A 25,572-nucleotide genomic window follows, 5' to 3' on the forward strand; every position below is an offset into this window, starting at 1 on the left:
ACATAACTTTATTTTACATGAAAACAAGGTGCATGTCACGAAACATCAAAATAAAGATTTCCTATATATTGTCGACTTTATTTGTTATTTTGATTCAATTTCGTTCAAAAGGGTTGCGTGCAGCATTTTTTATATTCGATTTTGAGTTAAAAAAACATTTTAACGAGTTGCTTCTTCTTTTAATAGCTGTTTTAATTCTACTAACAAACGTTCAGCTCCTTCAGGGCTTAGCATCACTTTGCCATTTCCATAGCTTTTGTTGTATTTCGTTACTTGTCCAGTTAACAGGCAGCTCTTATCTGCATCATATTTTTTCAGCATGATGGTTTGATCTTCTATGAAAATTTCTAAAAGCTGCTCTTCTTTGATATTGAGTACCTTTCGCATTTCTGAAGGCAGCACAATTCTGCCAAGAGAATCAATGTGTCTGACCATCCCAGTTCTTTTCAATGACATTGCCTCCTTAAAGATGATATGATGATTCCAATCATTGACTTTTGTCAACGTTTTCATAGTAAAATAGATCTTCAAATTTTTTATCAAAGTAATGAATCATTTTGCCAATGACAAGCTGTCCTGGTTTCCGGTGACCATTTAATACCCTGCTGAGTGTGGCAGGAGAGATGCCAATTTCATCTGCGAGCTGATTTAAAGACATATCGTTTTCGATCATATACTGCATCACAAAAGCTCGCCTGATCTGAATCTTTTCGACCATCATTACAACCTCCTATAGGATCAATATGTACAGAATGTAGGACTCTCACAACACACAAATCCATTAACTTATGTCAACACTTTTGCACCTCTGCTATTTCCTTTGGTCAATGATCATACTAAAATAAGTCATATACTGAAATGTGAGGTTCGATGTCATGAATCACTTTGGTGAACAATTACGCATTTTAAGAGAAAATAGAAAAATGTCTGTCAATCAACTCGCCATGTATTCGGGTGTAAGCGCTGCTGGTATTTCTCGTATTGAAAATGGAAAGCGTGGTGTGCCCAAGCCTTTAACCATAAAAAAATTAGCACACGCCTTGAAGGTGCCTTATGAGGATTTAATGCTGCTTGCCGGTCATATAGAACAGGAAAAGGTTCATGAAATGAAACCTAAATATGAGTCCATGTTGAAAATCTATCAAACGGCGCTTCAAAAGGATGTAGAACATCTCCCCATTTTTGATGGAGACCAATGGGAAACGCTCTCTGCACAAGACATCAGCCAGCTGAATGAATACTTTCTCACGCTCATCAACCAAAAAAAGGCGAACAAATAGCGGGGTATAAACTTAAGATACATCTACCATTAACTAATGTCAATATTTTCATGGTATACTTATTGCCAATAGTCAACAAATCAAGTAAAATAGAATTACCTAATCTTTGACCATGTGAGGTTTTGAGTTGATGAACTTTGGTGCATATTTAAGAGCATTGCGTGAGGAAAAGAAGCTATCAGTGAACCAATTAGCCATGTATTCAGAGGTCAGCGCTGCCGGTATTTCTCGAATTGAAAACGGGAAACGCGGCATTCCGAAACCTCCTACGATTAAGAAACTAGCAGGTGCATTAAAGGTACCTTATGAGGAAATGATGCAGGCAGCTGGTTATATTGAAGAAGCATCTCCTGTCCCTCTGATAAAGGAAGAGGAAATGGCTTTATCCAAAATAAAAGAAGCCGCAGAGCAATATGAACTTGGTGATCTCGAAATATTTGATGGAAGCATATGGTCTACCCTTTCTAAAAAAGAAATAGAGGATCTAAACCGCTATCTGCTGTTTATGTTAAACAGCCGCTCGTCATCATAAAATGTTTTGATCATTGACAAGCTTTTTGCACTGATTGATGACAGAATTACGGTATAATGGGTTCAGATTGGAGTGAAGAAAGATGAATCAATCTGACATGTGCCCGCGGTTTGAAAAAGCAGTTGAGTTATTAAGTAAACGCTGGGTTGCACTGATTGTTTTTCAGCTTCTCTCAGGTCAGCAGCGCTTTAGTGAAATTGAGGCGGCTCTGACAAATTTAAGCGGAAGAGTATTATCTGAGAGATTAAAAGAGCTGGAAGCAGCAGGCATTGTAAAACGGGAGGTTTTTGCTGAAACACCCGTACGCATTGAGTATTCTTTAACTGATATGGGGCGTTCACTTGCACCCGTTTTTGAGGAAATTTCGAAGTGGTCCACTGAATGGATCACACTTGAATCATAAAATTTCTCCATGTGAGCCGCCTGATGATCATAAAACAACCTCCCTTACAGATGTAAGGGAGGTTTTGTCTATTCAGCCGCTTAAGCAGATGTGATGTTTTTTTCAGCTAACGCTTTTCTCTCTTTTTTCTTGTTTGTTGGGCTTAAATAGCGTTCAAGCCAGCCCATGACAAGGTCGGCAATGATGGCCATGAGCGCAGTTGGAATAGCGCCTGCTAAAATGATGGCTGTTCCGTTTGTCGCATTTGATCCTCTGATGATGATATCACCAAGTCCTCCCGCACCAACGAATGTCCCAATCGCTGTAATGCCGATTGCGATGACCAGTGCGGTTCTTAAACCAGCCATAATCACCGATAAAGCAAGCGGTAATTCAACCATTCTCAGCACTTGCCATTTCGTCATGCCCATTGCTTTACCCGATTCTAAATAGGCGTGTTCAATGCTGACAATTCCAGTGTATGTGTTTCGGATGATAGGCAGAAGCGAATATAGAAAGAGTGATAGGATCACTGTATTTGCGCCAAGTCCTAATACAAGCATCAACACTGAAAGCATCGCTAACGCTGGTATGGTTTGAATGACATTTGTAATGGCGAACACCCAATTGCTCAGCTTGCGATAATGTGCCACAAAGATGCCTACTGGAATTCCGACAATTGCCGCAAACAACACCCCATACGCTGACATGAGAAAATGCCGATAAAATTCTTCTAACACATATGAACCGTTCTGCTGATAATACGTCCATAATTGCTGCAGTGTGTCCATCAGCCCTGACACCTCCCAATCTTACTCAAAGTAATTGTGTTTTTTCAGGAAATTCTTCGCAACGGTCGCTGGTTCTTGAAGCTCACCGTCGACTTGATAGTTAAGCTCTTGCATTTGTTCTGTACCGATTTTTCCAATCAGCCTGTTGATCACCTTGTCCAGGCCTGGATTTTCTTTTAATACCTTCTCTGGAACAACTGGCGATGCATCATATGGCGGAAAGAATTGTTTATCATCTTTTAAGATTTTGAGATTATAGGCTTTGATCCGGCCATCTGTTGAATAGGCAAGTACAATATCCATTTTTTCATTTTTCAATGCATCATAGACTAAACCAATCTGCATCGGAAAGGTGTTTCCAAATTCGATCCCGTATGTTTTCACAAACCCTTCATAACCGTCGCCTTTCTTTTTGAGCCAAATATTATCGACACCGAAACGGTAATTCTTCGCATTCTTTTTCAAATCAGAGACCGTTTCTACGTTGTTTTCCTTTGCCATCTTTTGCGTCACAGCAAAGGCATACGTATTATCAAATCCATAGGAATCAAACCATTTGTAATCGTAGCGTTTTTTAAATTCTTTTTGAACAATTTCCATCGCACGCTTCGGATCTTTTTCCGCGTCCATTCCGAGCGTACTGGTCAAATCCGTGCCTGTATATCTTGTCGCAGAAATATCAACATCTCCGTTTTCCATCGCTTTCTGCTGCACAGTGTTGGAGCCTAGATTTTTCACAATGGTCGTTTTTTTATCTGTGTAATGTTCAATGATATCCCCAACCATATAGGCCATAATTTCTGATTCGGTAAAGTTTTGTGCGCCAATTCGCAGTGTATTGCCTGAGGAGCCGGCTAGTCCAGGAAGTGAACAGCCACTAATCAATAGCAAGCATCCGGCAAGCAGTGCACTGATCCATTTTGTTTTTCGATTCTTCACATGTGCCAACTCCTTATGAAACTTCCTTCAATCCTTTTAAGCCTTCTGGTGTTACTTTTTTCTCAAGCCTCATCAATGTAAAATCGATGATGACCGCTAAAATGGTGACTGGGATGGCACCAGCAATAATGTATTCCGGCTGGTATAATTGGAGTCCAATTAAAATATAGTCACCAAGACCGCCTCCACCGATAAACGCAGCAAGTGTTGTCCAGCCAATTAAATAAATCGTTGACGTCCTGACACCCGCCATAATAATCGGCACGGCTAGCGGGAGTTCAACAAGACGAATTTGTTCCCATGTCGTCATGCCGATCCCTTTACCAGATTCAAGCAAATTTTTGTTCACACCTTGAACTCCGGCATACGTATTTCTTAAAATAGGCAAAACGGAATAGAAAAATAGAGCAACGATCGCAGGTATTTTCCCAACCCCCAAAATAGGAATAAAAAATGCAAGAATCGCTAAACTAGGGAGTGTTTGAAAGATATTCACGACACCGATGACAAAACCTGCGCCTTTTTTCATTCGTGTGAGTATCACGCCTAAAGGAACGGCGACAATAATGCCTAGCACGACGGCAATTAAAGAAATATATAAATGCTCCCACATTTTTGTGAGGAGTTCCCCACCATTTTTCTCTAGAAAATCGATGATTTGATCCATGTGTACACCTCCTTAGTTCATTTCAGTGACAGCCGGTGTATCTTCTCCCCAGATGGAGTCGTACACAACATCAACAAGACTTGCACGTGTCACAATGCCTTTTAAATGCCCCTCTGCATCCACAACCGGTACATATTTAATACCGCGTATTAAAATTTTCCGGACGGTGTCTCTTAGAAGTGCGCCTTCTTGTACTGTATAGAACTCTGTATTTAAGATCTCACCAACGAAGGCTGCTTTTCTACGGTTCGCATCGATCGTTTCGATATCGATATAACCTTTTAACACATGATTTTCATCCACAACAAGCAAAGAATCGACCCGCTTTTCTCTCATGATGTAAATGGCATCAGTCAACGTTTTTTCGACTGTAATTGTCACTGGCGACGTGTTCATCATCTGTTCTACACGTTCCATGTTTGGATTTGATTGAAGCAGACGTTCTTTCCCGATGAACTCTTCTACGAACTCATTAGCAGGGTTACGCAGAATATCATCTGGCGTGCCTACTTGGACAATCTCTCCATCCTTTAAAATCACAATTCGGTCAGCGAGTTTGATCGCTTCATCCATGTCATGTGTAACGAATACGATTGTTTTATTTAATGTTTTTTGTAGTTTTTTAAACTCTTCTTGCAGTGAATCTCGTGTAATTGGATCAAGTGCACCAAATGGTTCATCCATGAGGATAAGAGGAGGTTCTGCTGCTAGTGCGCGAAGAACGCCAATTCGCTGCTGCTGTCCTCCACTTAGTTCATGCGGGTAACGTTCTAGATACTCCGGCCCCATGTCGACTAGCTTGAGCAGTTCTCGCGCCCGTTCTTTTCGCTTTTCTTCCGGCCATTTTAATAGCTTCGGAACAAGTGAAATGTTTTGCGCAATGGTCATATGGGGGAAAAGTCCAATTTGCTGAATCACATAACCAATTTCTCTTCTTAATTGGACAGCGTCCTTCTTCATAATGTTTTCTCCCTCGATCAAAATGTTTCCTGAGGAAGGTTCAATGAGTCGATTGATCATCTTCATCGTTGTCGTTTTGCCACAGCCGCTCGGTCCAATAAAACAAACAAATTCTCCTTTTGCTATTTCTAAATCAATATGTTTGACAGCTTTTTTTCCGCCTCTATACGTCTTAGATACATTCTCTAGTTTCAGCAAATGAGACACCTCCAATTAGTTGGGTATGTATTTTCAGAAAATTTACACCTTATTAATTATAGTGCAAACTTTGTAAAATAAAAAGTTTACGATATGTTTGTATTGCATAACATTTATTAAAAATTTTCAGTTAACGGGCTGATATGTATAAATCCCTCCTTTTTCCTTCAAATTACTAGCAAATGCTCAATATTTATTGTTTTCATTAACAAACAAGTATATGATATATTGTGTTACAAATTGTCAGTCATGAAGGGATGAAGCGGGGAGTGGACAAGCTAGCGTTAGGCGCCATTCAAAAAGCACAGGATCATTATATTGAAAAAGCTGCCGAGAACATGAATGCCTTTGGTCTTTCTTCTACAGTGGGTAGAGTGCTTGGTATCATTCACATGAACCGTAAACCAATGACGCTGGGAGAGCTCTCAGAGGAGACCGGCATGAGCAAAACGAGAATGAGTCAAGTTGTTCGAGAAATGCTCGATTTGAATATTGCGGAAAAGGTTTATGAAAAAGGAATACGTAAAGATCTGTATGACGTTGAGCAAGATCATTACCAGACATTTATTTCATTGTTTGCAGCCAATTGGTCACGAGTGGTCAGCAAAAATCGCAAGGCACATAAGAAAACGTGCAAGGAATTGCTGGAGCTGCTTGAACAGGAAGACTTGCCAGAAGAGATAGAGGATAAAATCAATCTGCTTCTTTCAGAAATTAAAGAAAGTCTTGATTACTATGACTGGATTAGCCGCTTAATTGAATTCTTCGAAAGTGAAGAAGTGTTTAAGCATGTACCAAAACCTTAAAAAAAGCTGTTTTATTTTACATCATTGTAGAAAAAAACAGCTTTTTTATATACACTTATGACATAAACATTGGGAACATCCCTTTTAAGCCTGCGCCAATCATCTCTACTGCCACGACAGCAAGAATCAATCCCATCAATCGAGTCACAACATTCATCTCTGTTTTCCCCATTTTTCGCATAATGAAACTTGAATAATGAAATGCATAATACGTCATGGCAAGAACGATCACAATACCAAAAAGGATCGCAAGTATATGAAACCCTGCCTCACTTCCTGGGGTTAAACTCATCACTGTGGCGATTGTACCGGGGCCTGCAATGATTGGGATCGCCAGCGGGGTAACGGAGACATCTGCCTTCTCTATGCTTTCTGCCTTTTCGTCCGAATGAGGGTTTTGGACATGTGACTCTTTTGCATTCAGTAAATTGTAAGCGATACCAAAAATAAAAATACCTCCAGCGATGCGGAGTGCATGAATATCGATCCCAAACAACTTGAAAATGAGCCTGCCTGCCAGTAGAAAGGCAACCAAAATAATAAATGATACAACAATGGCTTTTTTGGCCGTCTGAGAGCGTTCTTTCTCTGTATAGCCTTCTGTTAAGGTGATAAAAAGAGGCACGTTTCCAATTGGGTTCGACACAGCAAATAGTGACACAACGACATGAATCATAAAGGAAATCAACAGACACCCTCCTTTTTTCATAGTGTCTGCCAAACTGATGTGAATATTCTCTCGATATGTTAAAACCTGTTTGGATCTAACCGATGTTAATAGAGGTTTAGAGAAAGGGGAATACCACATGAAGAAAACAATCACCATCCTCCTTCTGTCTGTCGCTATTTTAGGCGCAGCCGGCTGGATTGTTTGGCAGGAGCATACAATCACCGCAGCAGCGGAAACACATCAGCAAGAAACCAAAACGAACGATCAGCAGCTGGTGAAGTTAAAGTCAGAAGGAACGGATATGAAGCATGAAATCGATGATCAAAAAAAGAAATTGTCCACAGTCACAAAAAAGCTGAAGGAAAAACAGAAGGCCTATCAAAAAGAAGTCAAACAGCGTAAAGCTCTTGAGGTGGAAATCAATCAGCTTCAAAAAGAGCTGGCAGCATCGAAAGCAACTGCTCAAACGAATAAGCAGTCAGCACAAGCTGCAAGGAAACCTGACGTCAAAAAAGACCCAAATGTCACACATCATCCTCCCTCTCAGTGGGTGCAGGATCAATACGATTGGGGGGTCAAACAAGGGTATATTAAAGAATAGAGAGGATGAAATGAAGTGATACAGATTCAGCCATTGCCTCGTCATCAATCTGTACCTATGGATCTTTTGCTATTAGCTGACCCTTCAAAGGAAAAGATTCTTGCCTATGTACAATCCGGCTCTTGTTATGTCGCCTTTCATGAACAGGACATGATCGGTATCTATGTACTTTCATCACGATCTCAGCACACGGTTGAAATGATGAATGTCGCTGTGAAGGAGTCATGGCAAGGAAAAGGAATTGGGAAGCAGCTGATTCATCATGCCATTGCTGAAGCCAAAGCAGCCGGTTTTCACACGATTGAAATCGGCACAGGAAACTCTAGTATTCACCAGCTGGCACTTTATCAAAAATGCGGCTTTCGCCTAACATCCATTGATCATGATTTTTTCCTTAAGCATTATGATGAACCGATCTATGAAAACGGTATTCAGTGCATGGATATGGTACGGCTGTCGCTCGCTTTTCAAGCAGACTGACTTTTTGTTCAGCCTGCTTTTTTATGATCTGCGCTTTTTTACGACATGAATCACATATTGAATCAAGAAGTAGAGCACGGCGCCAGCTAGAAAGCAGACCGCGCATCCAAAGAGGGTCGCCTCTGAGCTGAATTGATACTTTTCGATTTTCATGATATAAAATGGCATGCCAAACACAGTCGGACTTGATTCAACATGATTGACCTCTAGCAGCAATAAAAATACTGGGGTCATAAACACAGCGAATACATAAAGCATCGCGAGTGTTAAGCCACTAGAAAAAGAATGAAATACTTTGATCATCTATTTCTCTCCTTTCATCTCTTTTAAGCTGGCTGTGATATTTTTCCCGTCTGGGCAGGCTGGATGCAGCATCACAGTGTTCAGTAAAGAAAAAAGCAGCAATTGATGACTCAATGGATGCTTCCACATGAAAAAAAGCACACCAGAGCAGATCACCGGAAAAAGTGGACCTGCAAGTGCCACCATCACATTGAAGCTCGGCCGGGCAAATTTTTCATGCACGATCGACACGTGCTTCCAATCGATCATCACCACATAATCAAAGAGCGGTCTTTGTTCGATTTTGTTACACACCATGACCATCAGCATATGACCGAGTTCATGAATGAGCACAACCGCTATCAAACTAATCAAAAGCTCTATCATCGCAAGATTGGCCTTTTTAACATGGCAGCATATATACAGCTGAAAAATGTAAGGGAACCAATCATATAGGCAGTTGCAAGAAGCTGTGGATCGGATGAAAGCCACTCTAATAAAAGCATATCTAAGAAACTGAACACAGCAATCATCATCAGGATCACAAACATTTTATTAAAATCATTAATTTTCACTACAAACCCTGCACATGCCGCCATGACGGTGATCAATAAAATGGACAGACTCGCCAAAACGTGACCTTCACTTTCAATACCCGTCACCAAATAAGCAAGCCCAATATACACAAAATATATGAGCAAATTGATCGCGTAATAAAATAAAATTCTCGACAATAAATAAGCGCCCTTTGATGTATTCAACATAAAGATGGCTCGATGATTCATATGATATTCCCTGCCAATCATCAGCGGAAGCATGATCAAGATCTCTTTTAACGCAAACTGCACAATAAAGGCATACAGCCAGCCAGTTTCTGCCGGAGAAAAAACAAATGGCAGCCCCACCGTCAAGCAAACAAGAAACAGAAACAAAATGCCCTGTTCTTTAAAAACAGCTGATCGGCTGAAATAAACAAATTCCTGCCGCAGATGAGTCAGAAATGAAGAATGTGTTCTGATTTTTTGGTAAGAAAACGACTTCACTTCTACTTTCAGCTGCAAAAACATCCGATTGACATAACAAGCCGATAAACCCTTCAGCCAAAGCCATCCCGCGCATAGTAAGATCAGCTCAAACACCAGATAGACAGACCGCCATACATGGATCATCTCAACCGCTTTTTGAAAAAGAAGAAACATCAAAGCACTTAGTATCACAAATCCGATCGTTTGCAGTAGCAAATGCTCTTTTGTTTTGGATATGAAGTGGCTCACACCAATTCGCATCAGCATCCAAGAAACGAGCACATACAGCGCCATTACACAGCAAGTGACACATACAACAATGATCCAATACATAGAGAGTGTAACACCGCTAATGAAAAGCCCTAACACGATTGGTAAAAAAAGAAGGCCAAGGATAATGAAGCAAAACAGCACCGGAAAGAAATATACACACAGGACAAATGACACACTTTGAATTGCACTATTTAGAAAGAAAAATTGGTATTCCTGACGCTTCATTTTATTACGGGAAAAGACAATTCCTGCACACAAAAGCAAGAGTGACATTTTGATAAACTGGAGGTATAAAGCAGTTGGCTCGCTATCCTCTGTCTGCATGAAAAAGCGCAGGCTCATGACGACGTACATAGCATACATCAGCAAGAAAAAAGCAGCTGCTGCGAGAAGCTGCAAAGGATATTTTTTGCCGAGCTGCTTTACTTTCGTAGTCAGCATACCCCATTCTATTTTATGAAGAACGCGTTGAGTCCAAATCATTGAGCAACCTCTCCACCTGCATATAGTAATCACGATTCACTTCTTTGTATATCTCCTCAAGTGCCTGATGAGGAAATGTCTGTCTTGCTTCTTGACGAGACATATCCAGTTTTATGTCACCGTTTCTTAAGATCATGAGGTGATCATACAATGTCTCACCAAAGCTCAAATGATGGGTTGAAATGAGGATACCGGCACCTTGATCTCTCAGCTTCATGAGCACCTTTCTTAAGATGATCATCATATCTGGATCAAGTCCATTCGTTGGCTCGTCGAACACATAATAATCACAAGGCCTGAGGAGCTGTGAAATGATCTGAGTTTTCTTTTGATTGCCATGAGACAGCTGAGCAATTGGCTGATCCATATACGGACTCAGCTCAAAAAGATCGATGAATGTCTCGTCTCGCGCGACATCTTGCTTATTTGGCAGCTGAAGTAAATGAAAATATTCTCTCGGCGTTAAATAATCGAACAAAGCATGGTCGTCTGGAATATAGGAAACATGTTCTTTCAAAAGGGATATGTGAGCTGAGGATTGGAAGTTGAGCTGTTCACCATTTAAGGATACGTGCCCTGTAAATGGCGTCAGCCCAAACATGGATTGGATCATCGTTGTCTTTCCTGCACCATTATGCCCTAAAAGAAGCATCATGCGTCCTTTCTCCACATTCATCTGAATATTGCGGAGAGAGAAGGTGCGGCTATACGTTTTTTCTTTTAATTGTAATGTCAGCATCATGTCCCTCCGTTTGTTTCAAATAGAACAGATGACTTTGCATCTGTTCTCATCACCTATTTAGAAACCGCATTGGATTTTAATGTACATGCCTAAAAACTTAAACTCTCCTAAAAATTTAGAGCCTTTCCCAAATGTTTTGCATGCCCAAATCAATGCTGCAACTGTCACAATGCCTAAAATAGCGGCAAGGACATAAATCCAAAATGCATTTTTCTGTACGTTCTTAGAAGTCAGAATTCGTTGCTTCCTTTCATCATAGGCCGCCAATAGATGAAGTACATACATATACAGCCCTACTGGAAAACGAAGGCTAAAAGGATTCAGCATCTCATCACCCCCTAATATATGTAAAATGATACCACCACCCTACAGAAAGCATAAGTTCATTTCAGCTCATATTTTTAGTCGATTTTTCATGATTTAGTGCTTATAAAATGGTGTGCTGGTGGCTTATCCTCTGACTGAAGGATGAGTTTTTACAGAAATAGGATGTGACAAATGAAACAGCTGACACATCTCAGTCAACACAAAAAAACGCTGCGCCCGCTCTCATAAAAGAGCGGTACGCAGCGCATTGCTGACATTACTTATTCAAGTTATAGAAAGTTGCAATGCCGTGGTATTGTGCTGTTTCAGCCAATTGATCTTCGATGCGAAGTAATTGGTTGTATTTCGCCACACGGTCCGTACGAGACGGAGCACCTGTTTTGATTTGTCCAGCGTTTGTTGCAACTGCGATGTCCGCAATTGTGCTGTCTTCTGTTTCACCAGAACGGTGAGAGATGACAGCTGTGTATCCTGCACGTTTTGCCATTTCGATTGCATCAAATGTTTCAGTCAATGTACCGATTTGGTTTACTTTGATCAGGATTGAGTTACCGACACCATTTTTGATACCTTCAGAAAGTTTCTTCGTATTTGTTACGAATAAGTCGTCTCCTACTAGCTGAACCTTGCTGCCAAGGCGCTCAGTTAATAGTTTATGACCTTCCCAGTCGTTTTCATCAAGGCCGTCTTCGATTGAGATGATTGGGTATTTCGATACCATATCTTCATACCAGTCAACCATTTCAGCAGATGTTTTTACAACACCTTCGCCTGATAAATGATATTTACCGTCTTCTTTGTTATAGAACTCAGAAGATGCAGCATCCATTGCAAGTTTCACTTCTTCACCTGGTTTGAAGCCAGCTTTTTCAATCGCTTCTACGATTGTTTGAAGTGCTTCTTCGTTAGAACCAAGGTTTGGAGCGAATCCACCTTCGTCACCTACAGCTGTGTTTAAGCCTTTTGCGCTTAATACAGATTTCAGGCTATGGAAGATTTGTGCGCCCATACGAAGTGCTTCACGGAAGTTCGGCGCACCTACAGGCATAATCATGAATTCTTGAATGTCTACGTTGTTATCCGCATGCTCTCCGCCATTGACGATGTTCATCATTGGCACTGGAAGCGTTTTGGAGTTGAATCCACCAAGGTATTGGTAAAGTGGAATTTGTAAGAAATCAGCAGCCGCACGTGCTACAGCGATAGATACGCCAAGAATTGCGTTTGCGCCTAATTTCCCTTTGTTTTCTGTTCCATCAAGTTCGATTAACATTTTGTCAATCGCTACTTGTTCTGTTACATCAAAGCCTAAAAGCTCTGGTGCAATGATTTCGTTTACGTTGTTTACAGCTGTCAGAACACCTTTTCCAAGGTAACGGTCTTTATCTCCGTCACGTAGTTCTACTGCTTCATATTCACCAGTAGAAGCACCACTTGGAACTAATGCACGGCCAAAGCCGCCAGATTCTGTGTAAACTTCTACTTCAACTGTTGGATTACCGCGAGAGTCTAATACTTCGCGTGCATATACGTCAACAATGTATGGCATGATTATTTCGCTCCTTTTGAATCAATTTTGTTATTTTTGAATCAATGATGTTCCTGTCATCTCTTTTGGTTTTTCAAGACCAAGTAAGTCTAAAAGCGTTGGAGATAGATCAGCTAAAATGCCGCCTTCTCTAAGCGTCGCACCTTTTTTCGTTACGATGACTGGAACAGGGTTTGTCGTATGTGCAGTATGCGGTTTTCCTTCTTCGGTAATCAGCACGTCTGCGTTACCGTGGTCTGCCGTGATGATGGCATGTCCGCCTTTAGCTAGGATTGCGTCGACTACAGCTCCTAAGCACTCATCTACTGCTTCAATTGCTTTAATTGTTGGCTCGAGCATTCCTGAATGACCAACCATATCCGGGTTAGCAAAGTTCAGAATGATCGCATCATGCTTGTCGGCATTGATGTCTTCAACAAGTGCATCCTTCACTTCGTAAGCGCTCATTTCCGGCTTTAGGTCATAGGTTGCCACATTTGGTGAATTGATCAAGATGCGGTCTTCACCAGGAAATTCTTCTTCACGTCCACCACTCATAAAGAACGTGACATGAGGATATTTCTCTGTTTCAGCAATCCGCAGCTGTTTCAATCCATTTTGAGAAATCACTTCTCCTACTGTGTTATCCAAATTCACTGGTTTGAAGGCCACATAGCCATCAACTGTTTCACTGAAGTGTGTGAAGCAGACGAAGTGTAAATGCTTCGGATGTGCTTCTCCGCGGTCAAACGAGCGGAAATCTTCATTTGTGAAAGTGTTCGAAATTTGGATCGCACGGTCTGGACGGAAGTTATAGAAAATCACAGAGTCGCCGTCGTTTACTTTTGCAACAGGTTCACCATTTTCTCTTGTTATGACAGATGGAATAACGAATTCATCGTAGATTCCATTTTCATATGAGTCATCAACGACATCATAAATGTTTTGATAACTTGGGCCTTCACCATACGCCATCGCGCGATACGCTTTTTCCACACGATCCCAGCGTTTGTCACGGTCCATTGAGTAGTAGCGTCCAGAAAGTGTTGCAATTTCACCGACACCAATTTCTTTAATTTGTTCTTCAAGCTGTTTTAAGTACACTTTGGCTGTCTTCTGACCAACATCACGTCCGTCCAAGAAGCCATGAATGTATACTTTTGTTAAGCCTTCTTTTTTCGCTAGTTTCAGCAGGGCAAATAGATGCTGGATGTGACTGTGCACTCCGCCATCTGACAATAGACCAAATAAATGAAGGGCCTTGTCATTCTCTTTTGCATATGTCATTGCCTCTATGAACGTTTCGTTTTTCTCAAATTCCCCATCACGAATGGCAACATTCACTCTTGTTAAGCTTTGATACACAATGCGTCCTGCACCGATGTTCAAATGCCCAACTTCAGAGTTTCCCATTTGACCTTGCGGGAGACCCACTGCCTCACCTGATGCCGTTAAGGTTTGATGCGGGAATTCGTTCCAGTAGCGGTCAAAGTTCGGTTTCTTTGCTTGTGCAACAGCGTTTCCCACTGTTTCGCCTCTTAAACCGAACCCGTCTAAGATGATTAATGCAGCTGGTTTCTTACTCATATTGACCTTCCTCCAATAATTGAACGAAAGACTGAGGTTCTAGGCTTGCGCCACCAACCAAAGCACCGTCAATATCGGATTCTGCCATATATTCTTTAATGTTCGCCGGCTTCACGCTTCCGCCATATTGAATGCGAAGGCTGTCTGCCGCTTCTTGACCAAATTCGCTTGCAACGGTTTGGCGGATGTGTGCACAAACATCGTTTGCATCTTTCGCTGTAGAAGATTTCCCTGTACCGATGGCCCAAATTGGCTCATACGCAATCACAGATTCAGCCACTTGCTGCTTCGTTAAACCAGCTAGTGCTTTCTTCACTTGATCAGCGACAAGTTCATTTGTTTTGCCTGCTTCACGCTCTTCAAGCGTTTCACCTACACAGATAATTGGAACAATGCCATGCTTAAATGCTGCATGTGCTTTTTTGTTCACTGTTTCATCTGTTTCAGCGAAGAATTCGCGGCGCTCTGAATGTCCAATCACTGAGTAGCCGATGCCAAGATCTTTTAGAGCAGCAGGGCTGATTTCACCAGTGAATGCACCATTTTCTTCAAAGTGCATATTTTGCGCACCAATTTTAAGGTCTGTTCCGTTTGAAAGGCTGTTTAGCTTTTCTAGGAAAAGTGCTGGCGCACAGACAATGGATTCCACTTTGTCAGGAGATGGAATAGATGACTTGACTTCTTCAACGAAGCTAACCGCTTCGCCAAGTGTTTTGTTCATTTTCCAGTTCCCAGCTATAATTGGTTTTCTCATGATTGACACTTCCTTATAGCAGTTTTGTCTTATTTATCGTTTAATGCAGTAACACCTGGAAGCTCTTTGCCTTCCATGAACTCAAGTGAAGCGCCGCCGCCTGTCGAAATATGGCTCATCTGATCGGCAAGACCAAATTTCTCAACAGCTGCTGCTGAGTCTCCACCGCCAATGACAGAATATGTATCTTTTGCTTCTGCCAGTGCTTCTGCGATTGCTTTTGTTCCTTTGGCGAATGCATCGATTTCAAATACACCCATTGGTCCGTTCCAAACAACAAGTTTGCTGTTTTTAATAACATCAGCGTACTTCTCTCTTGTCTCTGTTCCAATATCAAGTGCTTCTAGATCACTTGGAATTTCAGAGATTGGCACAATGCTTGTATTCGCATCATTTGAAAAGTCGTCGGCTACCAGAACATCTGTTGGAATCAGGAAGTTCACGCCTTTTTCTTTTGCACGGTCCATAAAGGATTTCGCTAAATCGACTTTGTCTTCTTCTAATAAAGATTTTCCTACTTCGTGGCCTAGTGCTTTCACAAATGTGTAAGCAAGTCCGCCGCCGATGATGAGGTTGTCCACTTTATCAAGAAGACTTTCAATGACACCGATTTTATCCTTTACTTTTGCGCCACCAATAATCGCTGTAAATGGGCGATCAGGGTTTGAAATGGCTTTTCCTAGAACCTCAAGCTCTTTTTGCATGAGGAAGCCCGAAACAGCCGGAAGATATGCTGCAATACCAGCAGTGGATGCATGTGCACGGTGTGCAGCACCGAACGCATCATTGACATACACATCGGCTAAATCAGCAAATGCTTTTGATAGTTCAGGATCGTTCTTTTCTTCACCAGGATAGAAACGAACGTTTTCAAGCACTAGCACGTCTCCTTCTTTTAAGTCAGAGATTTGCTTTTTCACGTTGTCGCCGTAAGCTTCATCCGCTTTTTTCACTTCTTGTCCAAGAAGCTCTTGCAGACGCTTAGCCACAGGTGTCAGACGCAGTTCTTCAGTAACTTGACCCTTCGGACGACCCAAATGACTAGCTAGCAGTACCTTTGCGCCTTGTCCTGTTAAATACTCAATCGTTGGTAATGCTGCGCGAATACGAGTATCATCCGTCACTTTTCCGTCTTTCATTGGAACGTTAAAATCTACGCGGCAGAACACAACTTTACCTTTTACGTCAATGTCTTTTACTGATTTTTTATTCATGCTCGTCAGGAGATCCTCCTTTATTCTGGTTTCCTTACGCATTGGACAAGTCTCTCTTTATCCTTTTCCCATTTTGCCCTCATCAAAACGAGAAATCGTGCAGAACGGATAAAAGAAGAGAAAAAGGGAAAGGGATGCTTCCCCTTCCCTTGTCCGTCTTCATTATATCGTGTCTCTAGGAAAGAACCAAGTGAGTTCCTTCAGCGTCAGAAATTAAAGACCTTGTTTTGCAATGTAAGCTGCAAGGTCAACTACGCGGTGAGAATATCCACTCTCGTTATCGTACCAAGAGATGACTTTCACCATGCTGCCTTCCATGACCATTGTAGAAAGAGCATCAATTGTAGAAGAGTTTGCATTACCATTGTAGTCACCAGATACTAATGGCTCTTCGCTGTAGCCAAGGATTCCGTTAAGTTCTCCTTCAGCTGCTTCTTTAAGTGCTGCATTTACGTCTTCAGCTGTTACATCTTGGTTTAATTCAGCCACAAGGTCAACTAAAGAAACGTTAGGTGTTGGAACACGCATTGCGCCACCGTTTAATTTGCCTTTTAGTTCAGGCAATACAAGTGAAACGGCTTTCGCAGCACCTGTAGAAGTTGGGATGATGTTTTCCGCAGCTGCACGAGCACGACGGTAGTCTTTGTGCGGAAGATCAAGAATTTGCTGGTCATTTGTGTATGAGTGAACAGTTGTCATCATACCGCGTTTAATACCAAATTTATCGTTAAGTACTTTTGCAAATGGAGCTAAGCAGTTAGTCGTACAAGATGCATTAGAGATGACATCGTGGCTAGCTGCATCGTATTTGTCTTCGTTTACACCCATAACGATTGTGATATCTTCTTCGTTAGCAGGAGCAGAGATGATGACTTTTTTAGCGCCAGCTTCTAAGTGTTTTGCAGCGTCTGCACGCTTAGTGAAGAACCCAGTAGATTCAACAACGATTTCTACGCCTTGTTTACCCCAGCTTAATTTTGCAGGGTCACGCTCAGCTGATACTTCGATTGTTTTACCGTTCACTACTAAGTTTGTACCGTCTACAGAAACTTCTGCATCTAGTTTTCCGTGAACAGAGTCATATTGTAAAAGGTGTGCAAGCATGTTAGCATCTGTTAGATCGTTAACCGCTACTACCTCAACTTCAGGATTGTTTAATGCTGCACGAAATACGTTACGTCCAATACGTCCAAATCCGTTAATACCGACTTTTACTGCCATGATGTTTCCTCCTTTTATAGGTCACAATGTTTTATATTGAGGGATCAATTGACTCCCTTAATAACTCTTTTGCGGCTCCTTCGTCTGTGACGAGAACCGTTCGGCGGGGTTTTTTGAAATAAGCTTCAATGGCCCCTGCCTTTGATGATCCACCTGCAACAGCAATGATGTGTGGAATGCTTTCTAAATCATCTAGCTGCATGCCGACGGAGTGCACTTTGTGGACGACCTCACCATCACGATTAAAGTAATAGCCAAAGGCCTCGGTCACTGCGTCATGCTCATCAATCTTTTTTAAATCTTCAGCTGGTGTGTTTCGTCTCATCGCCATTGTTTTTGCTTCACCGATTCCATGAATGAGCATCGTAGATGATTTAATCGTTTGAAGCACTTCTTTGACTGATGGCTCTTCGATAATCGAAGAGTAAGCACCTTCTGACAGCTGTCCTGGAACAAACAGCAGTTTGTAAGTACCGGAAGCTTTTTCAGCCATGTGGGCACAAATGGTGTTTGCCTGATTTTTCACATTTTCCCCAAGACCGCCTCTCGCAGGGACAAACATCATGTCGCGATTTTTGGCATCTGGGGTCATCATTTCGGCAACGGCTTCCATCGTCGTTCCGCCAGTGACGGCGACGATATTATTTCCTGTAAACCTTTTTTTCATACATTGGACAGCAGCTCTTCCCATTTCTTGCTTCACCCACGGGGAATCGTCACTGTCACCAGAAACGATGATCACTTCTTCTAGGCCTAACTTTCTCTTTAATGTATTTTCCAAAAAGGTTAAACCTAAAACGTCCTTCATCATTCCTTCAAGCATGTCTAGCAAAGCATGACCCTCACTCGTCAGCATCATACCGCTCGTTTTGACATCCAGCAGGTTTTGTTCTTTTAAGAACTGAACTTCAGCCCTTAAGATGCGCTCACTGAGCCCAAGACTCGTCGCAAGGCTTCTGCGGCCAATTGGTTCAGCTAACCTGATGTACTGCAAAATGTCGTAGCGTTTTTGCATAACTGTGAGAAGATCTGGCAATAATTTTTTTTGAGCTTCCAATAAACGATTCATGGCTAACGACCCTTTCTTTTCACGTTGGACTCAAAACGTCCCACTGTGACAAAAAACGTCCCGCCACAGCCAAAAAAAATCAATCCCTGCTTTCTTTAATTATTTTAACAGGGTCATCTTGCATTTTCAACTCTTACAAACACATTTAGACAAAAAATAGACACATTTTCACCGATAACCTGCTTGTCATCAAGGTTCTTGCTATGCAAATATTTATTTTTCTTTTATATATAATGAATTTGTCATTAAAAAGGTGCAGGCTGATGCGTCAGCCTGCTTATGTTTTAGATATCGGCCTTTCCTCTTCGGCAAACCGTTTTGCATCTTCCTTCGGTTTGATTTTGAGATAATAAATGATGTAGCAAACGGCCATGAATGGAACACCGCAATAAAGACCAATTCGCTGATCCTCAATAAAGAATAAACTGATGAGGACGATGCCAAATGCGATAAAGCCTGCCAATGGCACAAATGGATATAACGGTGTACGAAAGACGAGATCCTTTACATCTCCGCCCGTTTTTACGAAGTGTCTTCTAAAGAAATACTGAGATAAACAAATGGACATCCAGACAACAACAAGGACCATACCAGAAATCGAAATGAGCCAGACATACACCGTTTTTGGTGCCACAACACTTGTGAGCAGAGATAGAGCGGATACGCTCATTGTCACCAATAGTGCATTGATCGGAATTTTACGCCTGGACAACTTTTTCGTAAAGGTAGGGCCTTTTCCATCTTTAGAAAGTGCCCAAAGCATACGTGATGATGCATATAATCCAGAGTTCGCTACAGATAAGACAGCTGTGATGATAATAAAATTCATGATATCTGCGGCGTATGGTATGCCGACCTTGTCCAGCACTACAACAAACGGACTGTCCACAGCACCGGCTGTCTGCCAAGGAAGAAGTGCGGCAAGAACCGCAATGGATAAGACGAAAAAGACCATCGTTCTCCAAATAATATTCCGTATAGATCGAGGCAATGTTTTTTCAGGGCTTTCACTCTCTCCTGCTGCGATCCCTACAAGCTCTGTTCCTTGAAAGGAAAAATTGACCGTGACCATGGTTAATAAAATAGCAAAAATACCATTAGGAAAAAGTCCGCCATGATCCGTCAAATGACGAAATAGAGGGGCTGATTCCCCGTCCTTCAGATGAATCATTCCGAAAATTGCGCCAATTCCAATGATAATGAACAGTAAGATGGCAGCGACCTTGATGGCCGAAAACCAAAACTCCGTTTCAGCGAAGCTGCGTGCTGAGATGGCATTAATGGCAAATAAAATCACACTAAATGCAAGACACCAAAGCCAAACAGGGATATCTGGGAACCACCTTTGGAGTAAAATACCTGCCGACGTAAACTCAAGTCCAATCGTACACGCCCAGCTAAACCAATAAAGCCAGCCGATCATAAAGCCTGTGGACGGACCAATATATTTGGTCGCATACTCTTGAAAGGACCCGGCTGTCGGCATTGCCACTGCTAATTCACCAAGACACAGCATCACTAAATACATTAACAGTCCGCCAATGATAAACGAAAGAATGGCTCCCCCGGGCCCTGCCTGGTGGATAATGAGTCCTGACCCAAGGAAAAGACCTGTACCGATGACGCCGCCTAAGGCAATCATAAAGAGATGTCTGCTTTTCATGGAACGCTCTAGTTCATTATGCTGATCTTGCTTCAAATCCGCTTCCCCACTTTCACTCTTCTATTCATCATCCTTTGACAAAATTCGCCGCTCGTTGAAAGAGAAAGGGAGAATGTGTAGGCTTCTCCCTTTTACATTTATGCTTGAAACAATGCTTCAATATGACCGATCGCCCAGTCTAAATCTTCTTTTGAAATGGTAAGCGGCGGTGCAAAACGGATCACTGTCTCATGGGTTTCTTTGCATAACAGTCCTGCTTGTTTGAGTTTCTCACAATAGGGTCTAGCTGCCTCTGTCAGCTCCATGCCAATAAATAGTCCGCGTCCGCGTACTTCCCTAATGACAGGGCTTTGAATACGTGACAGTTTGTCTTTTAAGTATTGGCCAAGCTCCATGGAACGCTCTGCAAGCTTCTCGTCGATTAAGACATCCAGTGCAGCAAGCGACACCGCACACGCAAGAGGATTTCCGCCAAAGGTAGACCCATGAGACCCGGGATTAAACACGCCTAAAATATCGCGGTTTGCCACAACACATGAGATCGGAAATACTCCGCCGCCTAATGCCTTGCCGAGGATCAGCATATCAGGCTCAATTTCTTCCCAGTCGCAGGCAAACATCTTGCCTGTCCGCGCTAATCCCACTTGAATTTCATCTGCAATGAATAACACATTTTCCTTTTCACATAGCGCCTTCGCTTCTTTCAAGAAGCCCTCTGGCGGCATGACAATGCCCGCTTCTCCTTGAATCGGCTCAATGAGAAAAGCCGCTGTTTGTGGCGTAATGGCTTCACGTAACGCCTCAATATCTCCGTAAGAAATGAGCTTGATTCCCGGAAGCATCGGTCCGAAACCTCTTTGATATTCTGCTTCAGAAGAAAGAGACACAGCCGTCATCGTTCGGCCATGAAAATTTCCGACACAAGCAATGATTTCCGCACGATTTTCTTCGATTCCTTTGATGTCATATCCCCAGCGTCTCGCTGCTTTTACAGCCGTCTCCACAGCCTCCGCTCCTGTATTCATCGGCAATGCCATGTCTTTATTTGTCAGTTTACAAATTTTCTCATACCAAGGACCAAGCTGATCATTATGAAAAGCCCTCGAGGTGAGCGTCACGCGGTCTGCCTGTTTTTTGAGCGCATCAATAATGCGGGGATGGCGATGTCCCTGGTTCACTGCGGAATACGCACTCAGCATATCCATGTATCGATTGCCTTCAGGGTCAGTCACCCATACTCCCTCAGCCTCTGAAATCACAATTGGCAGTGGATGATAATTCGCAGCACCGTATTGCTCTGTTTGTTGAATCAATTCATTTGTCTGTGTCATTGTATAATCCTCCTTCTATAAGCTTGCTTCTTTTCACTCGGTCCATCTTCACTCATATGTTATGCAAGGATCGTGCCAACTTTCTGATCGCTTCATCACTAGGTTTGAGCAGATTTTTCACGCAAAATATTTTTGCATATGCCAATTTTTTAGAGGAAACCGCAAAATTTTTCATGTAATATGGTGTTAAGGTCTGGAGGTGGCGCAAGTGAAAAAAGATCATCATGCCGCAAAGCTGGAAAATGAGATTGATTTGTATAAACAAATGCTCGATCTAATTGATGTCGGGGTCCACGCCATTGACGAGAATGGCAATACTGTTGTTTATAATAAAAAAATGATGGAAATTGAATCTTTGAAACGCTCTGATGTTCTCCATAAAAATGTACTCGACTTCTTCGCCTTTCAAGACGAAATGCACAGTACGCTTGTCCAAGCGCTCCGTAACGGAAAACAAACCGTTCATGCTAAACAGACGTATCATAATTACAACGGAAAAGAAATCACAACGATTAACCATACCTATCCGCTCGTTCGAGACGGTCTCATTCAAGGCGCGGTTGAAATTTCGAATGATGTGACCAAGCTGGAACGGCTGATTCACCACAATATGAAGCAAAAAGGTAACACACGCTTTACATTTGATTCAATCATTGGAAAAAGCCCGGCATTTCTAGAAGTGATTGAGCATGCCAAACGAGCTACACGTACCTCTTCCTATGTGCTCATTGTTGGCGAAACAGGGACAGGAAAAGAACTATTTGCTCAAAGCATCCATAACGGCAGCAGCCGTTCATCTGGACCATTTATTACCCAGAATTGCGCGGCACTGCCTGATAACCTCATTGAAAGCCTGCTTTTTGGTACGCAAAAAGGTGCTTTTACAGGTGCAACAGATCAGCCTGGTTTATTCGAACAAGCACAGGGAGGGACACTGCTTTTAGATGAGATCAACTCCTTAAACCCTCCTCTTCAGGCGAAACTACTGCGCGTATTGCAGGAAAAAAGCGTGAGAAGGTTAGGCAGCACAAAAGAAATCGCTGTTGATGTGAGAGTTATTGCTAATATGAATGAGGACCCGGTGGATGCGATCGCGGGTGGACGCATGCGAAAAGATTTATTTTATCGATTAGGCATTGTCACCTTATTTATCCCCCCACTTTCTGAGCGAAAAGAAGACATTCCTACGTTTGTCAGTCATTTTATTCAAAAATATAATGAGCTGTTTCAAATGAATGTGAAGGCGGCTGACGAAGAGGTGCTTGCCCTTTTTCAAGCCTATGATTGGCCAGGGAATGTAAGAGAGCTGGAGCATGTGATTGAGGCTGGGATGAATATGATGATGGATGAAGTATACTTAAGCTTGCATCACCTTCCCTATCATTTCAGGTTCAAGCATGGGGAAGGTCGTCCTGCTGCACAATTGCAGGCAAATCCATTGCAGAAAACAGCGGCAGCTGACACATTTGTCTACACAAGTCCAGAGCATACGACTGATTTTCAAACCCAAATGGAGCGATTTGAAAAACAATACATCGTCCATTACTTAGAAAAAATGGACGACAATATTTCACAGACTGCAAAGATTTTGGGCATGAGCAGGCAAAGTCTGCAATATCGAATGAAAAAGCTGCATATTTCTCGTCAATAGTAGAGCTGTGCCCTCATTGGGCACAGCTTCAGCGTGTAGACAAACCCTCGCATTCTGTGTCAGTCCTGCGTGCCGGTGCTCACGAATGTCACATTCGCTCCACTCCAGTACTCGTCCTCTTTAGACTTCAAGGGCTTTCTATCATGCTGAAATGTTGAGACCTGATTCATTCATGCCTTTAGTAAATCATTTTTCGAGGCTTTGGCTAAGGCTAGATGGAATGTGAGGTCTGCCTCTTCACCAATTTCTTCATGCGCTTCTGCCAGCTTCATTTGTTCGAGAGCATCACGCAGGTAATGGAGGTCATCGTCAGTTCGAAGCAGCACCGCCTTTTTGACAACACACGTTTCAATGATTGACCTCACTTCAAGGAGCTGCGCTATATCATGCTGCTTCATCAAAAATGCGGAAGATAAACAAAATGTGAGCTGGTCAGGATCGAACGGCTTCACATACGTGCCTTTCTCTCAACAAAAAAGAAGCACATGCCAGAAAATGCATGTGCTCCTTTTTAATCATAGCGTTTCCGCAGCGTGGATGACGGAAGATTCATTTGTTCACGATATTTGGCAATGGTTCTGCGCGAGACGCGTATGCCGAAGGTTTGCTGAAGCTGAGTCATGATTTGCTGATCCGAATACGGTTTTTTCTTATTTTCCGTTTGGATCAGCTCGGCGATGTGCGTCTTGACTGTGTAGCTGGACGCCTCTTCTAGCGAATGTCCTTCTAGTTTCGCTTGGAAAAATTGCTTCATTTCCATTAAACCATAAGGGGTTTGCACCATTTTCCCTTTGACAGTCCGGCTGACTGTCGACTCATGTACTTGCAATATATCTGCTATCCGCTTCATCGTAAGCGGTTTCATTTTATGTTTCCCTGTGAGGAAAAAATCAGTCTGATGTAAGATAATCTCACGAACGACATGGGTCATCGTTTGTTTTCTCTGCTTCAGCGCTTGGACAAGCCAATTGTACTGCTGCTCTTTTTCCTTTAAATACGCATATGCTTCATGCCGCTTTTGATCTTGAATCATAGCCAAATATCCTTCATTCATCTCAACGTCAGGAAAAGCACGCTGATTCAGCTCAAATGTGATGTGATCCTGCATCACCGTGATATACACATCGGGCTCTATATACACATGCTGTTCTTCATATGAGAAATGAAGGCCAGGTCTTGGTTCAAGCAGTGAGACCTCATCTTGTATCGCTTGAAGTGTTTTCATTGAAATTCCTGTTTTTTCCGCAATCTCCTTCCAGGCCTTTCTTGCAAAAAGAAAGAAATGCTCTTCGATGATCAGCTCAGCTTCATACCAGCGCTCCTTTTTTCTTCTAAGCTGAAGCAGGATGCACTCTTGCAATGATCTTGCGCCAATACCGGCAGGCTCTAATGATTGAAGCTGATGAAGAACGGCTTCTACTTCTTCCGCCGAAACCTCTAAAACAGCGGCCATTGCATCAACCGGTTCATTTAGATAGCCATTTGAATCAATGGACTCAATCATAAAGTGAAAGATCCTTTCATTTCTTTCACTTAAGGTCAAATCAATTGCCTGTCTTTTCAAAACCATTTGCAGGCTTTCTTTTTGATGCGTACGATACGGCTCTGTCATTCGATCTCGTGATCTTTTATGATAAACTGGTTGATAGCTGTCCGTGTCTTTCCGCTCAATCAGAGGGTTCTCAAGCGCTAACTGGTCAAGATACTCACCCAGTTCTGTGCAATTCAATTGCAGCAGTGTAATGGCCTGCCTGAGTTCTTGTGTGAGCACCTGCTTTAGTACCTGTTCTTGTTGCAGTTTAAGGCTCATTGTCTCCCCTCCCTCTCATCATTTTACATGAAGATTGACGGACCGTATATACGAAATAGGAGTGATTTCCATGTCTGAACTTTTTTCCGTTCCATACTTTGTTGACAACTTGAAACAGCATATCGCCATGAATCAAAATGAAGACAAGGTTCATGCAATGAATGCCTACTACCGCTCAGTGGTTTCTACACTTGTTCAGGACCAGCTGACCAAAAATGCTGTCGTATTGAAGCGAATTCAGCATCTTGATGAAGCCTATCAAAAGGTGAAAAAAGAAAGCGAATGAATGGACAAAAAGGAGCACCC

General features: G+C 42.3%; 30 protein-coding genes. 8 read left to right on the forward strand and 22 right to left on the reverse strand.

Translation table 11 applies throughout. The features are described 5' to 3' along the window. Positions 1 to 159: 159 nt before the first annotated feature. Together ACYH0L_RS15615 and ACYH0L_RS15620 are read right to left on the reverse strand one after the other, a co-directional pair. Entirely contained in the window at positions 160 to 450 is a 291-nt protein-coding gene (locus tag ACYH0L_RS15615; protein WP_003213714.1) for an AbrB/MazE/SpoVT family DNA-binding domain-containing protein, read from the reverse strand. Positions 451 to 487: 37 nt separating this feature from the next. Next, complete coding sequence (locus tag ACYH0L_RS15620; protein WP_024719830.1) at positions 488 to 721, reverse strand: helix-turn-helix domain-containing protein; 234 nt, start codon at positions 719 to 721, stop codon at positions 488 to 490. Between the two features lie 154 nt (positions 722 to 875). On the opposite strand from ACYH0L_RS15620, the gene ACYH0L_RS15625 reads away from it, so the two are divergent. The 3 genes from ACYH0L_RS15625 to ACYH0L_RS15635 all read left to right on the forward strand — a co-directional run bounded on the left by ACYH0L_RS15625 (position 876) and on the right by ACYH0L_RS15635 (position 2,215). Then, positions 876 to 1,280, forward strand: a complete 405-nt coding sequence (locus ACYH0L_RS15625) for a helix-turn-helix domain-containing protein (protein ID WP_099727919.1) — start codon at positions 876 to 878, stop codon at positions 1,278 to 1,280. Positions 1,281 to 1,410: 130 nt separating this feature from the next. Beyond that, positions 1,411 to 1,812 (forward strand): helix-turn-helix domain-containing protein, encoded by a 402-nt coding sequence (locus tag ACYH0L_RS15630; protein ID WP_283775060.1) that lies wholly within the window; start codon positions 1,411 to 1,413, stop codon positions 1,810 to 1,812. 82 nt (positions 1,813 to 1,894) lie between these two features. Then, positions 1,895 to 2,215 (forward strand): winged helix-turn-helix transcriptional regulator, encoded by a 321-nt coding sequence (locus tag ACYH0L_RS15635; RefSeq protein ID WP_034316754.1) that lies wholly within the window; start codon positions 1,895 to 1,897, stop codon positions 2,213 to 2,215. An 80-nt stretch (positions 2,216 to 2,295) separates the two neighbouring features. Here ACYH0L_RS15635 and ACYH0L_RS15640 read toward each other — a convergent pair whose 3' ends face one another. Genes ACYH0L_RS15640 through ACYH0L_RS15655 form a run of 4 tightly spaced genes read right to left on the reverse strand, consistent with a single transcriptional unit; the run spans position 2,296 to position 5,749 of the window. Then, positions 2,296 to 2,985, reverse strand: coding sequence for an ABC transporter permease (locus tag ACYH0L_RS15640; protein WP_034280931.1), 690 nt, complete (start codon positions 2,983 to 2,985; stop codon positions 2,296 to 2,298). Between the two features lie 21 nt (positions 2,986 to 3,006). Then, positions 3,007 to 3,924, reverse strand: a complete 918-nt coding sequence (locus ACYH0L_RS15645) for an osmoprotectant ABC transporter substrate-binding protein (RefSeq protein ID WP_230030732.1) — start codon at positions 3,922 to 3,924, stop codon at positions 3,007 to 3,009. A gap of 13 nt (positions 3,925 to 3,937) precedes the next feature. After that, the gene (locus ACYH0L_RS15650; protein WP_099727922.1) at positions 3,938 to 4,591 is read right to left on the reverse strand and encodes an ABC transporter permease; all 654 of its coding nucleotides are present in this window, start codon (positions 4,589 to 4,591) and stop codon (positions 3,938 to 3,940) included. A gap of 12 nt (positions 4,592 to 4,603) precedes the next feature. After that, entirely contained in the window at positions 4,604 to 5,749 is a 1,146-nt protein-coding gene (locus tag ACYH0L_RS15655; protein ID WP_099727923.1) for a betaine/proline/choline family ABC transporter ATP-binding protein, read from the reverse strand. A 269-nt stretch (positions 5,750 to 6,018) separates the two neighbouring features. On the opposite strand from ACYH0L_RS15655, the gene ACYH0L_RS15660 reads away from it, so the two are divergent. Further along, positions 6,019 to 6,555, forward strand: coding sequence for a GbsR/MarR family transcriptional regulator (locus ACYH0L_RS15660; RefSeq protein WP_099727924.1), 537 nt, complete (start codon positions 6,019 to 6,021; stop codon positions 6,553 to 6,555). A gap of 55 nt (positions 6,556 to 6,610) precedes the next feature. On the opposite strand, the gene ACYH0L_RS15665 is transcribed toward ACYH0L_RS15660, so the two are convergent. After that, positions 6,611 to 7,243, reverse strand: a complete 633-nt coding sequence (locus ACYH0L_RS15665) for a MarC family protein (RefSeq protein WP_099727925.1) — start codon at positions 7,241 to 7,243, stop codon at positions 6,611 to 6,613. 118 nt (positions 7,244 to 7,361) lie between these two features. Between ACYH0L_RS15665 and ACYH0L_RS15670 the strand changes: the two genes are divergently transcribed. Continuing rightward, complete coding sequence (locus tag ACYH0L_RS15670; protein ID WP_099727926.1) at positions 7,362 to 7,826, forward strand: hypothetical protein; 465 nt, start codon at positions 7,362 to 7,364, stop codon at positions 7,824 to 7,826. A gap of 15 nt (positions 7,827 to 7,841) precedes the next feature. After that, positions 7,842 to 8,306 (forward strand): GNAT family N-acetyltransferase, encoded by a 465-nt coding sequence (locus ACYH0L_RS15675; RefSeq protein ID WP_099727927.1) that lies wholly within the window; start codon positions 7,842 to 7,844, stop codon positions 8,304 to 8,306. A gap of 21 nt (positions 8,307 to 8,327) precedes the next feature. Here the strand turns inward: ACYH0L_RS15675 and ACYH0L_RS15680 are convergent, their stop codons facing one another. From ACYH0L_RS15680 to ACYH0L_RS15740, 13 genes are all read right to left on the reverse strand, one after another. Continuing rightward, positions 8,328 to 8,609 carry a hypothetical protein gene (locus ACYH0L_RS15680; RefSeq protein ID WP_099727928.1) on the reverse strand — a complete coding sequence of 94 codons (282 nt, stop codon included), beginning with the start codon at positions 8,607 to 8,609 and terminating at the stop codon, positions 8,328 to 8,330. Then, complete coding sequence (locus ACYH0L_RS15685) at positions 8,610 to 8,975, reverse strand: hypothetical protein (protein WP_099727929.1); 366 nt, start codon at positions 8,973 to 8,975, stop codon at positions 8,610 to 8,612. Continuing rightward, positions 8,972 to 10,369, reverse strand: coding sequence for a hypothetical protein (locus ACYH0L_RS15690; protein ID WP_099727930.1), 1,398 nt, complete (start codon positions 10,367 to 10,369; stop codon positions 8,972 to 8,974). Before ACYH0L_RS15690 ends, ACYH0L_RS15685 begins: the two co-directional genes overlap by 4 nt. Beyond that, positions 10,341 to 11,108, reverse strand: a complete 768-nt coding sequence (locus tag ACYH0L_RS15695; RefSeq protein ID WP_099727931.1) for an ATP-binding cassette domain-containing protein — start codon at positions 11,106 to 11,108, stop codon at positions 10,341 to 10,343. Before ACYH0L_RS15695 ends, ACYH0L_RS15690 begins: the two co-directional genes overlap by 29 nt. 60 nt (positions 11,109 to 11,168) lie before the next feature. Beyond that, positions 11,169 to 11,438, reverse strand: coding sequence for a hypothetical protein (locus ACYH0L_RS15700; RefSeq protein ID WP_099727932.1), 270 nt, complete (start codon positions 11,436 to 11,438; stop codon positions 11,169 to 11,171). 256 nt (positions 11,439 to 11,694) lie between these two features. Next, positions 11,695 to 12,987 carry a phosphopyruvate hydratase gene (gene eno, locus ACYH0L_RS15705; RefSeq protein WP_003212752.1) on the reverse strand — a complete coding sequence of 431 codons (1,293 nt, stop codon included), beginning with the start codon at positions 12,985 to 12,987 and terminating at the stop codon, positions 11,695 to 11,697. Positions 12,988 to 13,017: 30 nt separating this feature from the next. Beyond that, entirely contained in the window at positions 13,018 to 14,553 is a 1,536-nt protein-coding gene (gene gpmI / locus ACYH0L_RS15710) for a 2,3-bisphosphoglycerate-independent phosphoglycerate mutase (protein ID WP_099727933.1), read from the reverse strand. After that, complete coding sequence (tpiA, locus tag ACYH0L_RS15715) at positions 14,546 to 15,307, reverse strand: triose-phosphate isomerase (RefSeq protein ID WP_017359213.1); 762 nt, start codon at positions 15,305 to 15,307, stop codon at positions 14,546 to 14,548. Before tpiA ends, gpmI begins: the two co-directional genes overlap by 8 nt. Before the next feature lie 29 nt (positions 15,308 to 15,336). Then, positions 15,337 to 16,521, reverse strand: coding sequence for a phosphoglycerate kinase (locus ACYH0L_RS15720; RefSeq protein WP_017359212.1), 1,185 nt, complete (start codon positions 16,519 to 16,521; stop codon positions 15,337 to 15,339). A 213-nt stretch (positions 16,522 to 16,734) separates the two neighbouring features. Beyond that, complete coding sequence (gap, locus tag ACYH0L_RS15725; RefSeq protein ID WP_012011304.1) at positions 16,735 to 17,742, reverse strand: type I glyceraldehyde-3-phosphate dehydrogenase; 1,008 nt, start codon at positions 17,740 to 17,742, stop codon at positions 16,735 to 16,737. A gap of 31 nt (positions 17,743 to 17,773) precedes the next feature. Beyond that, on the reverse strand, positions 17,774 to 18,811 hold the full coding sequence (locus ACYH0L_RS15730) for a sugar-binding transcriptional regulator (protein ID WP_249704584.1): 1,038 nt from the start codon (positions 18,809 to 18,811) through the stop codon (positions 17,774 to 17,776). A 277-nt stretch (positions 18,812 to 19,088) separates the two neighbouring features. Then, positions 19,089 to 20,510: an amino acid permease gene (locus ACYH0L_RS15735; protein ID WP_256499024.1), complete on the reverse strand. Its 1,422-nt coding sequence runs from the start codon at positions 20,508 to 20,510 to the stop codon at positions 19,089 to 19,091. A gap of 101 nt (positions 20,511 to 20,611) precedes the next feature. Beyond that, the gene (locus ACYH0L_RS15740; RefSeq protein WP_099727936.1) at positions 20,612 to 21,805 is read right to left on the reverse strand and encodes an ornithine--oxo-acid transaminase; all 1,194 of its coding nucleotides are present in this window, start codon (positions 21,803 to 21,805) and stop codon (positions 20,612 to 20,614) included. A 208-nt stretch (positions 21,806 to 22,013) separates the two neighbouring features. Here ACYH0L_RS15740 and ACYH0L_RS15745 point away from each other — a divergent pair, with 208 nt between their 5' ends. Further along, positions 22,014 to 23,456: a sigma-54 interaction domain-containing protein gene (locus ACYH0L_RS15745; RefSeq protein ID WP_099727937.1), complete on the forward strand. Its 1,443-nt coding sequence runs from the start codon at positions 22,014 to 22,016 to the stop codon at positions 23,454 to 23,456. A 170-nt stretch (positions 23,457 to 23,626) separates the two neighbouring features. On the opposite strand, the gene ACYH0L_RS15750 is transcribed toward ACYH0L_RS15745, so the two are convergent. Together ACYH0L_RS15750 and rpoN are read right to left on the reverse strand one after the other, a co-directional pair. Beyond that, positions 23,627 to 23,908, reverse strand: a complete 282-nt coding sequence (locus ACYH0L_RS15750; protein ID WP_249704586.1) for a FadR/GntR family transcriptional regulator — start codon at positions 23,906 to 23,908, stop codon at positions 23,627 to 23,629. A 59-nt stretch (positions 23,909 to 23,967) separates the two neighbouring features. Further along, the gene (gene rpoN / locus ACYH0L_RS15755; protein WP_099727938.1) at positions 23,968 to 25,266 is read right to left on the reverse strand and encodes an RNA polymerase factor sigma-54; all 1,299 of its coding nucleotides are present in this window, start codon (positions 25,264 to 25,266) and stop codon (positions 23,968 to 23,970) included. 70 nt (positions 25,267 to 25,336) lie between these two features. On the opposite strand from rpoN, the gene yvfG reads away from it, so the two are divergent. After that, the gene (gene yvfG, locus ACYH0L_RS15760) at positions 25,337 to 25,552 is read left to right on the forward strand and encodes a protein YvfG (RefSeq protein WP_024423509.1); all 216 of its coding nucleotides are present in this window, start codon (positions 25,337 to 25,339) and stop codon (positions 25,550 to 25,552) included. Positions 25,553 to 25,572 lie beyond the last annotated feature (20 nt).

It is taken from the genome of Bacillus sp. MC1252 (assembly GCF_056838025.1).